Annotated in this window: 12 protein-coding genes and 1 riboswitch; all 12 genes read left to right on the top strand. The window is 43.0% G+C overall.

The window, feature by feature from the left end:
* The first annotated feature begins 158 nt into the window (after window positions 1–158).
* The 12 genes from ABEQ24_RS06085 (at window position 159) to cbiB (ending at window position 13,593) form a co-directional block, all read left to right on the top strand.
* Window positions 159–1,409 (top strand): M20 family metallo-hydrolase, encoded by a 1,251-nt coding sequence (locus ABEQ24_RS06085; protein ID WP_430005924.1) that lies wholly within the window; start codon window positions 159–161, stop codon window positions 1,407–1,409.
* A 21-nt stretch (window positions 1,410–1,430) separates the two neighbouring features.
* Window positions 1,431–1,652: a DUF3311 domain-containing protein gene (locus tag ABEQ24_RS06080; protein WP_430005923.1), complete on the top strand. Its 222-nt coding sequence runs from the start codon at window positions 1,431–1,433 to the stop codon at window positions 1,650–1,652.
* The gene (locus tag ABEQ24_RS06075; protein WP_430005922.1) at window positions 1,652–3,118 is read left to right on the top strand and encodes a sodium:solute symporter family protein; all 1,467 of its coding nucleotides are present in this window, start codon (window positions 1,652–1,654) and stop codon (window positions 3,116–3,118) included. The genes ABEQ24_RS06080 and ABEQ24_RS06075 overlap by 1 nt, the downstream gene beginning before the upstream one ends.
* Window positions 3,119–3,194: 76 nt before the next feature.
* Window positions 3,195–4,844, top strand: coding sequence for an amidohydrolase (locus ABEQ24_RS06070; RefSeq protein ID WP_430005921.1), 1,650 nt, complete (start codon window positions 3,195–3,197; stop codon window positions 4,842–4,844).
* 202 nt (window positions 4,845–5,046) lie between these two features.
* Complete coding sequence (locus ABEQ24_RS06065) at window positions 5,047–5,724, top strand: diphthine--ammonia ligase (RefSeq protein ID WP_430005920.1); 678 nt, start codon at window positions 5,047–5,049, stop codon at window positions 5,722–5,724.
* Window positions 5,725–5,794: 70 nt separating this feature from the next.
* Window positions 5,795–5,979, top strand: a riboswitch (cobalamin riboswitch).
* A gap of 130 nt (window positions 5,980–6,109) precedes the next feature.
* Window positions 6,110–6,658: a cob(I)yrinic acid a,c-diamide adenosyltransferase gene (gene cobO / locus ABEQ24_RS06060; protein ID WP_430005919.1), complete on the top strand. Its 549-nt coding sequence runs from the start codon at window positions 6,110–6,112 to the stop codon at window positions 6,656–6,658.
* A complete protein-coding gene (locus ABEQ24_RS06055; RefSeq protein ID WP_430005918.1) occupies window positions 6,642–8,183 on the top strand; it encodes a cobyric acid synthase in 1,542 nt (513 codons plus the stop codon). The genes cobO and ABEQ24_RS06055 overlap by 17 nt, the downstream gene beginning before the upstream one ends.
* Window positions 8,176–9,231, top strand: coding sequence for a nicotinate-nucleotide--dimethylbenzimidazole phosphoribosyltransferase (gene cobT / locus ABEQ24_RS06050; protein ID WP_430005917.1), 1,056 nt, complete (start codon window positions 8,176–8,178; stop codon window positions 9,229–9,231). The genes ABEQ24_RS06055 and cobT overlap by 8 nt, the downstream gene beginning before the upstream one ends.
* A gap of 35 nt (window positions 9,232–9,266) precedes the next feature.
* Window positions 9,267–10,256, top strand: a complete 990-nt coding sequence (locus tag ABEQ24_RS06045; protein WP_430005916.1) for an ABC transporter substrate-binding protein — start codon at window positions 9,267–9,269, stop codon at window positions 10,254–10,256.
* Window positions 10,219–11,286: a FecCD family ABC transporter permease gene (locus ABEQ24_RS06040; protein WP_430005915.1), complete on the top strand. Its 1,068-nt coding sequence runs from the start codon at window positions 10,219–10,221 to the stop codon at window positions 11,284–11,286. Before ABEQ24_RS06045 ends, ABEQ24_RS06040 begins: the two co-directional genes overlap by 38 nt.
* Window positions 11,287–11,303: 17 nt before the next feature.
* Window positions 11,304–12,647, top strand: a complete 1,344-nt coding sequence (locus ABEQ24_RS06035) for an ABC transporter ATP-binding protein (protein WP_430005914.1) — start codon at window positions 11,304–11,306, stop codon at window positions 12,645–12,647.
* Window positions 12,631–13,593 carry an adenosylcobinamide-phosphate synthase CbiB gene (cbiB, locus tag ABEQ24_RS06030; RefSeq protein WP_430005913.1) on the top strand — a complete coding sequence of 321 codons (963 nt, stop codon included), beginning with the start codon at window positions 12,631–12,633 and terminating at the stop codon, window positions 13,591–13,593. Before ABEQ24_RS06035 ends, cbiB begins: the two co-directional genes overlap by 17 nt.
* Window position 13,594 lies beyond the last annotated feature (1 nt).

Raw genomic sequence — 13,594 nt, 5'->3', positions numbered from 1 at the left:
TACAATGAACCCGCAAAATAATTCTAATTAACCATTCTATAGGACAAAGTGTAAAAACATATCATGATTCATTTTACGTTAAGAAAAATGTAATAGAAAGAAATTTGCTATACTATTAATACAGAATATTCTATAAATTCACACAGGAGGAGATATGGATGACCGAAAAAACACTGACAATCAACAAAACCCGGCTGGAAGAAAGAATACATGCTCTATCACAGATAGGGAAAATCAGTGATACAGGAGTATGCAGGCTGGCTCTGTCTCCTGAAGACAAAGCTGCAGTTGAAACGGTAAAAGGCTGGATGGAAGAAGCAGGATTAACGGCAAGAATTGATCACTTTGGAAATCTGATTGGACGGCTTGAAGGAAGGAATCCCGAGGCTCCCGTCTTAATGCTTGGTTCTCATATTGATTCACAGCCTTATGCAGGAAGATTTGATGGAGTAATCGGTGTTATAGGTGCATTAGAAGCCGTTCAAACCTTGAAAGAGCTGAATATTACTCCAAATATGCCAATTGAGATCGCCGCGTTTTGTGATGAAGAAGGCTGCCGTTTTAACAAAGGTTTGTTTGGAGTCAGAGGCATCCTCGGCAAACTGGAAGAAAACGAGCTAGACAGGACAGATAAAAACGGCATGACTCGAAAAGAGGCATTAATACAATTTGGATGTGATCCTGAAAAATTCAAGGAATCAGAATATGCTGCTGGCAGTATTTCCGCCTTTATTGAGCTGCACATTGAACAAGGACCGATTCTTGAAGCAAAAAATACACCAGTAGGAATTGTTACAGGCATTTCGGGTCCACTATGGCTGACGGTAGAATTGGAGGGCTTTGCAGGACACGCCGGCTCTGTCCCTATGCACATGAGACAGGATGCGCTGGTTGGAGCAGCCAAAATCGTTGTTGCGCTCAATGAATTAACAAGTGAAGATGTTTCGTCGCCAACAGTCGGCACAGTTGGAAGCATGAAGATTTTCCCTGACTCACGAAATATCATTCCAGAAAAAGTAAGCTTTACAATCGATTTGAGAGATATTGAGATTGAACGGCGCGATCTCATTGAACATCAGCTGAGAACAAAGATCCACACGATCGCAGAGCAGCACGGTCTGACTTATACCATTTCAGAAGATACAAATAGTGAACCGCGGTATTGCTCTGAAAGAATAAAAAAATTGATGAATAATGAGAGCGCAAAGATCGGACTGAATGCGATTGAATTAATGAGCGGACCGTTTCATGACTCGCTTGCAATGTCCTATGAATGTGAGTATGGGATGATTTTTGTCCGCTGTAAAGACGGCATCAGCCACAATCCTAAAGAATTTTCAACGATTGAGGACATCTCGCTGGGAACGGAGCTATTATATAGAACGGCTTTGAAAATGGCTCTAGATTAAAGAAAGAGGAGGAGATGAAGGATGAGCAGCCGTAAATTCACTGCCCTTTTTATAACTGTTGGACTGATTCCTTTTATGATGCTGGTTTTTCCCTTTTTTGAACTTGGAAATCGGGCAACACCCATTATCTTCGGACTGCCTTTTTCATTTTTTTGGGTGATCCTATGGATTATCATTACATTTGCTGCCTTAATCGGTTTATATTTTCTTGATCCGGAAAAAGACGCAGGGGAGGATTTATAATGCCCAATTGGCAGGTTGCATTAATTATGATGGTTGCCTACTTGATCATCGCTTTAATTATCGGAGTTGCTGCAGGAAAAGGCAGAGATGGGGGTTCGCTTGAGGAATTTGCAATAGCCGGCGGTAAACTTGGATTATTCGTCATGTGGTTTTTGATGGGCGGTGCCGTATTCAGTGCCTTCTCGTTTCTGGGAGCTCCAGGATGGGCTTATTCAAAAGGCGCACCTGCACTCTATATTATTACTTATACTGCCTTTGCTATCTTACCCTGGTATATTATCGGGCCAAAAATAGGGAAAATCGGAAGAAAGTACAATCTGTACACTGTTGCTGCCTTTATGAAAGGAAGATATAACAGTCCTATTTTAGGCATACTTGTAGGTCTGATCGCATTATTTGCATCTGTTCAATATTTGGCTACACAGATGACAGGGATGGCCCACATTTTTAACATCATGACAGAGGGCCGGATTCCATTTTGGCTCGGAGCTCTTGTATCATACGGAATAGTGGTGATTTATGTTGCAACCGGCGGTCTTAGGGCTGCGGCATGGTCAGATGTTTTTCAGGGATTATTGATGATTATTATTTCCTGGGTAGTCGGATTGTCCATCGTCAATCAATTGCACGGCGGGACAACAGAGATGTTTGCTAACATCATAAAAGAGCAGCCTGAATTTCTCCAAATCGGAAAATCCGGTTCAACGATGGATCCGACTGCTTATTCAACAACCATTTTAGTATCCGTAATCGGCTTTATCATGTGGCCTCATTTGTTTTCAAAATCATATGCATCTAATTCAAGAACCATTAAAAAGACGGTACTCGCATACCCGATATTCGCCTTGTTCCTTGTGCCGCTACTACTAGTGGGATTTGCAGCAAAGGGTGTCGTAGATGCAGGTCAGCTTGAAAATGCAGATCAAGTTCTGCCATATTTAATAACCACTGTCATGAATTTGCCTGGATGGGTTTACGGCCTTGTCGGAGCCGGCGCACTGGCTGCTGCGATGTCGACTGCTGATGCCATTACTCACAGTGCTTCACTCGAAGTGACAGATGGTGTCGTCAAAAACATCTGGAAAAACCTTTCAGATAAAAAGACGCTGCTTATTATGAGAATCGGTGTTTTTGTCATCGGTGCGATTGCGTATTACATTACGATCTTTGGCGGTCAGGGATTAATTGCTCTATTATTGGGGGCATATGGTTCAATCGTCCAATTCGCACCAGGAGTTTACAGCGCTTTATACTGGAGACGGGCAACGGCAGTTGGAGTCATTTCCGGATTACTGGCCGGCACAGTCGTAAACTACTACTTCCAGCTCGTCGCAGCTTCAACGCCATATGGCATCCATGCCGGCATCTTAGGATTGATGACTAACGTTGTTGTAATGGTGACAGTTTGCTATTTAACAAAACCTCAAGAAGCAGAAGACGCCAAACGATATATTGATGTTGCTTAATTTTTTATAATAAACCCGCCGGTTTCCTTGTCCAAGGTGCCGGCGATTGTTATTTCAGACATGAAAGGAGAACATAATGAAAGCAGATTTTGTCTTTATAAATGGAGAGGTTCTCACAATTGATGAAGCAGATTGCATAGCTGAAGCCGCTGCAGTGCAAGGCAGCAGAATTATGGCAGTCGGATCAAATGACTTAATAAGAGAATATATCAGTGATGATACAACTGTCATCGATCTTAACGGAAAAACGCTCATGCCGGGGTTTATTGATGCCCATATTCATCTCACAATATATGGGACGAACTTATTGGGAGTAAGCTGCACTGACCCTTCTATTCAATCACTGTCAGATCTATTTGAAGCACTGAGAAAAAAAGCAAAAGAAACTCCTCCGGGACAATGGATTCGCGCCACGGAATTCAACGAAGGAAAGCTGACTGAACATCGTTATCCTACAAAACAAGAGCTTGACCAGCTATCAGCTGAGCATCCAATCGTCATTGTCCGCACGTGCAATCATACTTCAATTGCAAACAGCAAAGCTTTGGAAATAGCCAAAATTTCAAGAGATTCTAAAGATCCGGAAGGGGGAATCATCGAACGCTTTCCTGATGGAGAATTGACTGGAAAACTGATTGAAAATGCGCATATGCAGCTTTTTCAATATGCAGGTTTCAGTGAAAATGAAGTCAAGAAAGGAATGAAATTAGCTTCAGATGCATTTATTAAAGCGGGCATAACAAGTGTTCATGATGCGGGCGGATATGGCGGCGGTGCTGATACGCTGCGCATCATGCAGCAGGCCGTCCAGTCAAATGATATTCGGGTAAGAGTCTATGCGATGGTGGGTTCATTAACCAGTTCTCATGATTTCATCCGGAAAATGCTTGATGCAGGTCCGGTAACCGGACTTGGAAATGACCGCTTTAAAATCGGCCCGGCTAAAGTTTTTACAGATGGCAGCAGTGTCGGACCTACAATTGCAACACGGGAACCTTATACACATAACTCCAGTGATTATGGAATTTTATACTACACCCAGGAAGAATTAAACCGAATATTGGGCGAAGCACATCAAAAAGGCTTTCAAATTACCGCTCATGCACAAGGCGACAGAGCGATTGAAATGCTGCTGGATTGTTTTGAAAAGGCACTCTCTGATTTCCCTCGGCACAATCACCGCCACCGGATTGAGCATGCGGGTATTGCTTCTTGCGATCTGCAGGAACGAATAAAAGATCTGGAAGTTGTCGTAACACCAAATCCCGTCTTTATGTATGCAAATGGAGACAAGTATCTGGAGTATTACGGAGAGCGTGTGAATGTTATGTATCCAGCACGCGATTTTCTTGAAAAAGAGATTATTGCTGCATTTGGATCTGATGCCCCGGTGACTTTTCTTGATCCGCTGCTCGGAATCCATGCTGCTGTCAACAGAGAGTCAAGCGGCGGTTCACCCGTGGGAAAAAATCAATGTCTTACTGTGCTGGAAGCTATTCGCGCCTATACATGGAACGGTGCTTACGCAAGCTTTGAAGAAAGCATCAAAGGCAGCATTGAAGCTCAAAAATTGGCAGATTTCGTAGTGCTAAGCGAAGGTATATTAAAAGTGGATAAAACAGAAATAAAAAAGATCAAAGTAGAATTAACGATGATTAACGGTGAGATTTTATATGAGTCACAAAACCTTCTGGAAGAGTCAAAAAACCTCAAAGTAATGAGATGATTTTAAAAAGCCAGACGCCAAAGTGGATGTTTATTCATTTTGGTGTTTTTTGATAGAAAAATAACCGCCTTTAGAAGCAAGTTAATGTATATTAATACACTCCTCAAGACGGCATTTTCTTTTGACTTGCAATTTCTTTTGAATCATAATCAAATGGGGAAAAGAGCAAAACATACATACTTACATGAAAGCGGTGAATACAATGAAAAAAAAGATTGCCCTATCTTGGAGCGGCGGCAAAGATGGCTGCATGGCACTCCATAAGCTAATTGAACAGGGCTTTGAAATTGCCTGTCTTGTAACCACTGTACCCGTGGAGCTGGAAAGAACGTTCGGACATGGCGAGAAAATGGAAGCGATTCTAAAACAAAGTGAAGCCTTAGGAATTCCTGTGCATTTTATTCGATGTACATTTAAAGGATATACTCAAAGTTTTATAGATTCTCTTAAGGAGTTGAAGAACAGCTATCATCTAACAAGCGCAGCTTTCGGAGATTTATATCTTGATGAACACCGCAGCTGGGGAGAAAATGCTGCAAACTCTGCCGGGTTAGAGGCACTGTACCCGCTCTGGATGGAGAAGAAAGAAGCAGCGCAGGCCCTGCAGGCATTTGCAAACAGCGGATACAAAGCAGTCATCATCCGAACTCAGGATGATGTGCTTGACCCAGCATGGCTTGGCAGGGAAATTGATCAGCAGCTAATAGAAAAAATGAAGGCAGAGTCGATCTGTCCTATGGGTGAGGCAGGAGAATACCATACCTTTGTGTATGATGGCCCGTTATTTAAAAAGCGGATCAATCTTCGGTTCGGAGAGAAAACTCAAATGGAAACAACGACACGTCTGGAGCTGGAAGATTTAGCCCTCGCCGAGAAATAATCAGATTGATAAGCATCATAATTAAAAAGAATTTGATGACATTTCCATTTTTATAGCTTACAATGAACAAAAAATATGATTCTTTAAAAGTGCCTGAAAAAAATCAGGATAATAGGGAAACCGGTTAAAATCCGGTGCAGCCCCCGCTACTGTAAGCGCAGATTCAGTTGAGACGCCACTGACTTTTTAAGTTGGGAAGGTTCAATAGAAAATGAAGCGTGAAGCCAGGAGACCTGCTTTTAACGATTGATTGCTTGTTTTTCGGTGGGAAAAATAAGTCAGGTACCCTTAGTGTGTAAGATTTTGCTTATCAAAGGCCTTGACTGACTTCCTATTCAGTTCAAGGTCTTTTTTATGTTTATAGACAAAAAGAGGAGATGCGGGAATGACAGGAAATGATCAAAAAGGTAGAGTGCTTGTCTATACGGGTAATGGCAAAGGAAAAACAACAGCGGCCGTCGGTCTTGCTGTCCGGGCAATCGGAAGAGGAATGAAAGTCTCCATCCTTCAATTTATTAAATCACCCGAAAGAACCTATGGCGAAAAAAATGTGCTTGAAAAACTCAGCGGCGCAGAAATTCATCAGCTTGGGGCCGGATTCACTTGGACAAAAACACCTGATATTCACAGAAAAGCGTTAAAATCAGCCTGGGTTATAGCTAAAGAAAAGATAGAAAGCGGCAAGTATGATGTGGTCATTCTTGATGAAATCAATAACGCGCTGGCTATTCAGAAATTCCCGGTTGATGACGTTCTGCCAATAGAAGATGTAATACATACGATTCAAAACCGCCCAAAACACGTTCATATTGTTCTGACAGGGAGAGATGCAAAAGAAGATATAAAAGAAATCGCAGATCTCGTATCTGTCATCAATGTAGAAAAGCACTATTACGACGAAGGTGTAGATGCCATTTATGGAATTGAATATTGACGAACAAAACACATTAAAACTCATGATTCAGGGCACACATTCTGACGCAGGAAAAAGTATGCTCGTCACGGCGCTATGCAGGATTTTCAGGCAGGATGGCTATCAAACTGCTCCGTTTAAATCTCAAAATATGGCTCTGAATTCTTATATTACGTGGGATGGGAAGGAAATCGGAAGAGCTCAGGGAATTCAGGCGGAGGCTGCCGGAATAGAAGCCACGACTGATATGAATCCCATTTTGATCAAGCCTTCAAAAGATATGGAATCTCAGGTGGTTTTTCATGGGAAGCCTTATGCAACTATGAGGGCAGCCGAGTACAGAGAGGATTTTTATCATTTAGGGCTGAAGGCGATCAAGGATTCGCTGATGAAACTGTCTAACAAATACGAAGTCATTGTGATCGAAGGTGCAGGGTCTCCGGCAGAAGTGAATTTAAATGACCGTGAGCTTGTGAACATGCGTGTAGCGGCAATCGCAGAGGCTCCAGTCATTTTAATTGGAGATATTGACAAAGGAGGCGTTTTTGCAAGCCTCGTCGGAACCCTGCAGCTCCTGAGTGAGGCGGACAAGAACCGGATAATCGGGGTCATCATCAACAAATTCAGAGGCGATCTTTCTCTGCTGCAGCCGGGGTTGGACTGGTTTGAGGAATATACAGGGCTTCCGGTGCTTGGAGTTGTTCCCTTTTTGCCGGACCTGGAAATAGATGGGGAGGATTCTCTTGTTTTAAACCGGTATGCAAACGGCACCAACCACGATGCTGAGCTTGATGTGGCGGTTCTCAGTTACCCAAGATTATCAAACTTTACAGATATTGATCCGTTAAGGCTTGAGCCTGATGTGAATATCCGTTTTGTTAAAAAAGCAGCGCATTTTGGAAACCCTGATCTCATTATTTTACCTGGAACGAAAAATACAGCTGAAGACCTGCTGTTTTTAAAGCAGACAGGGCTCTATAACAAAATCATCTCAGCTTATGAAAAGGGCACTCACCTTGCAGGGATATGCGGAGGTTTTCAAATGCTCGGGGAACATGTATTTGATCCAAACGGGGTTGAATCAGATCATCAGGAACTGACCGGAATTGGAATTTTCCCTGTATGTACGACGATTTTTTCTGAAAAGAAAACCATCCGTTCTGACGGTTATTGTAATTTAAAAGGGTTTGAAAACATTTCTTTATCCGGATATGAAATACATATGGGACAAACAGCAGCAACACATGATATAAGTCCTTTTTCAGTCCTCTCTGGAATCGAAGAAGGCTGTACCGCACGTAATGGACAAGTGTTCGGCACGTATTTGCATGATGTTTTTCATAATGATGAATTCAGGGGGATTTATTTGAACATGCTGCGGCAGAAAAAAGGACTGGAACCGATTGAGCGCTCGCTCCGCTTTCGTTCTTTAAAAGAAAATGAGTATGACAGACTTGCTGCCTGCGTCAGAGACTCTGTTGATGTGAAAAAGATTTATGAATCAATGAAAACGTTTTATTTAAAGGAGGTGAAACAAAATGATTGATAGTTATCAGCAAATAGATGCGATAGAGCCTGTCAGCAAGCAAAAAGGGCTCGAAGCTTTAGCCTATATACACTCTTTAACAAAGCCAATGAACAGCCTTGGAGAAATAGAAAAGATTGCTGTGCAGCTTTCAGAAATCACATCTGACGTAAAACCTGAAGTCTTCCCCCCAGGTGTCATCGTTTTTGCTGCAGACCACGGAGTAACAGCGGAAGGCGTCTCTGCCTATCCTCAAGAGGTGACGGCTCAGATGGTCAACAATTTTCTGTCTGGAGGAGCAGCTATAAACGTTTTTACAAAACGGGTAAATGGGCTGCTGGAAATTGTGGACACAGGGGTGAAAACGGATATTCCAGGTGTCCGTTCTGAAAAGATCGCTTATGGAACAAAAAACTTTGCGGTTGAGCCTGCCATGACGCGAATGGAGGCAGTCCGTTCACTCGAAGTGGGAATGCAGCGGGCAGATGCCATGATTAATAACGGCGCTAAGCTTCTGATCCTCGGAGAAATGGGCATTGGCAATACAACTTCAAGCAGTGCCATTGCAGCCGCTCTAAGCGGATTAAAGCCTGAGGAGCTGACTGGCAGAGGAACGGGAATCGAGTCAAAGCAGGTTGCTTATAAAGCAGAAGTGATTCAAAAAGCTCTAAATAAGCTGCAGCCTGACGCAAATGACGCGATTGATGTTCTTGCTAAGGTAGGCGGTTTTGAGATCGGGGCGATGGCAGGCGCCATGCTTTACGCGGCTTCCAAAAAAATTCCGGTTATACTGGATGGATTTATATGTACAACAGCAGCGCTCATTGCGTCTAAATTAAATCGGCATGTGTGTGATTACATGATTGCCGGTCATTTGTCGGTTGAACCGGGACATCTTCATGTATTGAACTTACTTGGGAAAAAACCGCTTGTGTCCTTGGGAATGAGGCTTGGCGAAGGAACTGGAGCTGTCCTTGTCTACCCGCTCGTTGAAGCAGCCGCGGAAATGGTGAAGGGAATGGCAACATTCGATACAGCAGGTATATCAAAAGAACGCACACTAAAATAAAAAAACAGACAATGACATAAAAGGCGGAGAAAAAAATGAAACCATCTTTCGGCACTTATTTTCATCGTATTGCCCTTATGCTGCTTTTACTGGCAGGAATCCTATCAGGATGTACACAGGGAGAACAGACTCAGCAAGCGAGCAAAAGCCAGGAACAAACACAGCAGGCTGAAAAAAAGGAAGAAGCTTTTCCGGTAACCGTTACAGATGATGCCGGAAACGAAATAACACTTGAAGAAAAACCGGAGAAAATTATTTCGCTGCTTCCGAGCACGACTGAAATGCTTTTTGCCCTCGGACTTGACAAGGAAATTGTCGGTGTCTCTGATTATGATAACTATCCTGAAGCAGCTTTAAAAAAGGAAAAAGTAGGGGCACAGGATTTAAATGCAGAGAAAATCATTGCCCTGCAGCCGGATGTAGCTTTTCTTCAGGATTACCATGCTCAAAATCACGGGGAAATCATCAAACAGTTTGAAGCAGCAGGCATCAAGGTGTTTATTGTCGGCTCTCAAAATTCGTTTGACCAGGTATACACTGCCATCCGCACTGTAGGGAAGGCTACAGGAACGTTAGATAAAGCAGACAGCATCATCGCGGATATGGATGCAAAAGTTAAAGCGATCAAGGAAAAAGCAAAAGCTGTTAAAGAGGAAAAAAGCGTATGGATTGAAGTCTCTCCGCAGCCGGATATTTACACAACAGGTAAAGGAACATTCATGAATGAAATGCTTGAAATGATTGGAGCGGTCAATGTTGCAGCAGCTGAAGAAGGCTGGGTGAAAATGGACGAAGAGAAAATCGTCAGCAGCAACCCGGATGTCATCATCACTACATATGGCTACTACGTAGATAATCCAGCAGATCAAGTATTAAACAGAAGCGGCTGGAAGGAAGTAAAAGCTGTTCAGTCAAAACACGTGTTTGATGTAAACAGCGACATGGTGACCCGTCCTGGACCGCGTTTAGCAGATGGAGTTGAAGAGCTTGGAAAACTCATTTATCCGGATATTTTCAAAAAATAAACATCGGTTTCTTATTTTATTTGCAGCAATCTTTGCCATCATCAGCATGATATCAGGAGTCTTTGTGGGGGCGGTAAATGTTACCGTCCCTGATATTTTAAACATCCTTGCAGGCAAAATGTTTCATCTTCATCTGTTTCAGGGGGAAAAGAGTACAGAAATGATCATCTGGGAAATCAGGTTCTCAAGAGTTTTGCTCGCCTTTTTTGTTGGAGCATCCTTGTCGCTTGCCGGTGCTGCATTTCAGGGACTGCTGCAGAACCCGCTTGCTGATCCGTATACGATTGGTGTTTCATCTGGAGCTTCTCTTGGAGCGGTCATTATTATTTTTTTTCAAATTCAAATCACCATTCTGGGCAGTTTTACCCTGCCGATCATCGCAGTTCTCTTTGGTATGCTGACGCTGCTCATCGTCTTTGCTTTAACTCACTTGGCAAGCGGAAAGCTTACAAATGAAACCATTATCCTCGCAGGCATTATCATTTCCTCCTTTATCAGTGCGTTTATTTCCCTGCTGATTGCCCTGATTCCCCGTGAGGATATCAGTCAGATTCTCTATTGGATCATGGGAAGCGTAGCTATGAGAGGATGGGGGCACGTTCAATTAATCGTTCCGTTCTTTATACTTGGGGCTGCGGTCATTCTTTTCCATTACCGTGAACTGAATAATATGGCACTTGGAGAGCAGGCAGCACAATTTACAGGAATGAATGTAAAAAAGAAGAAAACAGTTGTCTTGATAGCGGCATCCATTTTAACTGGAAGCGCCGTGGCTGTGTCAGGAGCGATCGGATTTGTAGGACTCGTAATTCCCCATCTCGTCCGTCTTCTGGCAGGAGCAAATCACCGGCATGTTCTGCCGCTTTCTATGCTGATAGGAGGAGGGTATCTTGTTCTCGCTGATCTGCTCGCAAGGTCCATTATCTCACCTAAAGAACTTCCAATAGGAGTCGTAACAGCGCTGATCGGATCACCCATATTTACTTTATTGCTGATCAAAAATCGAAAACAGAAAAAGACACATCTTTAAACAAAGGGAGGATGCATATGCTTCAGGTCAATAATCTGACTGGTGGTTATAATGGAAAAAAAGCGGTCATCAAGAATCTCTCTTTTTCCATTGAACAAGGACGTTTTTTTGCTTTAATCGGCCCGAACGGCAGCGGAAAAACGACAATCATCCGAATGATCATGGGAGCATTGCCCGTACACGATGGGGAAATCCTTCTAGGTGAAAAGCCGCTGGGTTCGTATTCTCAAAGAGAACTCGCTAAAAAAGCGGCCGTTATGACCCAGGAAAACGAAGCAGGGCTTGATTTTTCAGTTGAAGAGATTGTCATGCTCGGCAGGTATCCTTATCAAAAAGCGCTGTTTTTCAAAGAAAACACGGTGGAGGACCTGCAAGCAGCAGAAACTGCCATGAAGCAGACTTCCGTCTGGGAATACCGCAAACGCCCTTATCATTCCTTAAGCGGCGGAGAAAAACAAAGGGTGCTGCTTGCTAAAGCGCTGGCTCAGGAGCCGGAACTCCTTCTGCTTGATGAGCCAACAAATCATTTAGACGTGAAGCATACGAAAGAGCTTTTGGAATTACTGAAAAAACTGCAAAAAGACATGAACCTTACCATACTTGCCATTCTGCATGACCTGAACTTGGCATCACTCTATGCAGATTCAATCGGATTGCTTAAAAATGGCGAACTGGAAGGGAAGTATGAGGACCTTCATCCACAAAACGAGAATACTTTTTCAAATGTGTATGAAGTTATGCTCAATTTCACTTCTCATCCATCTGTTTCAAAAACACAAATTTCCCTCTCTCCTGAATATATGGCAGAAAAACCTGTCAGTTTCCTGTCAGCCGTCCAAATTCAGCAAACAGAAAGGGGCGCATATATAAAAATGCAGCAGCCTTTCAGAACACTTTCGGCAGGAGACGACGGAAAAGGTCTTCATTGGAGCAGACAGTGGATTTTTTCACAAACAGAACAGACAGAAAACGGAGAAATCATTTTTATCTCAAGCAAACAGCCTTATGTTCTGTGGTCTTTAAATGACAACTTGCCGCAACATGAGCTGCAACAGAATTCGTATATTGTAAATCAAAGCGGCTATTCGTTTTGTGCCATCGTATCTCATTCTCCAAACAACGGAAAAGTGAACGCCGCAATCTTGATGGATGCACCTTTAGATGACGCGAATTTAATTAATTTGGCTTTAAAAATAAATGCGATCAAATGGGATTCTGAGCAGAACTTTGAAAAAATCGTAGTTGGCATTCAGAAAAAACAGCAAAATCCGGCTGATCTAGAACGGATCTTTGAAGCAGCCGAAGATCTCTTGCAGACTGCTCTTAAAAGACTGGAGACTCCTCATGCAGTCTTTCGATGAGAGAACTGCCCTGCTCATTTTGCTGAGTGTATTGCTTGATCTTGTAATCGGAGATCCGAAATGGCTGCCGCACCCTGTCATCTTCTTCGGAAAGGTTATCAGCACAATTGAAAAAGCATGGAATAAAGGGGACAGGAAAAAGCTTAAAGGCATCATGCTTGCTGTGTATCTGCCTTTTACTGTTTTTATTATTTCTCTGTTTCTGCTAAAACAGCTTTATGCGATTTCTTATCTGCTTGGAATGGCTATTGAAATCTATCTTATTTCTACGACTTTCGCTATTAAGGGGCTGAGGGATGCAGCAATGGAAGTCTATCATCCTCTTATGTCAGGAGATCTTGTTGAAGCACGCAAAAAACTTGGGTTTATTGTTGGAAGAGATACTGACAAACTTTCTTCACCTGAAGTTGTCAGGGGAACCGTTGAAACGGTTGCAGAAAATACGGTTGATGCCATCATTTCCCCGCTGTTTTATGCCATTATAGGCGGTGCGCCGCTCGCGCTTGCATACAGGGCAGTCAATACACTCGATTCGATGGTCGGATACAAGAATGAAAGATTTATAGACTTCGGCTATGGATCAGCAAGGCTTGATGATTTGCTTAATTTGATTCCAGCCCGTATTTGCGCAGGGTGTATGTGGACCGGCAGTCTTTTCATAAAAAAAATGAGAAGATTACATGCAATCTCCATAACGAAAAGAGATGCACCGAAGCATCCAAGTCCTAACGCCGGCTGGCCGGAAGCCATGACCGCGGGACTGCTCGGCATTCAGCTTGGCGGGGTGAATGTATATGGCGGAATGGTATCAGAACGGGCAAGGCTTGGAGATCCGCTCGAACCTTTGACTTTTATCCATATCAAAAAGTCCATTCTCATTCTGAACAGTGCCTGGATTCTGTTTTTAACAGGTTACTTGATCCTATTTGGTCTAGGGAGGCAATAAT

The sequence above is a fragment of the Metabacillus idriensis genome (genome assembly GCF_050483325.1).
GTDB lineage: Bacteria > Bacillota > Bacilli > Bacillales > Bacillaceae > Bacillus_P > Bacillus_P idriensis_A.
The sequence above is the reverse complement of the archived record's forward strand: the minus strand, read 5'-3'. Positions and strand labels throughout refer to the sequence as shown.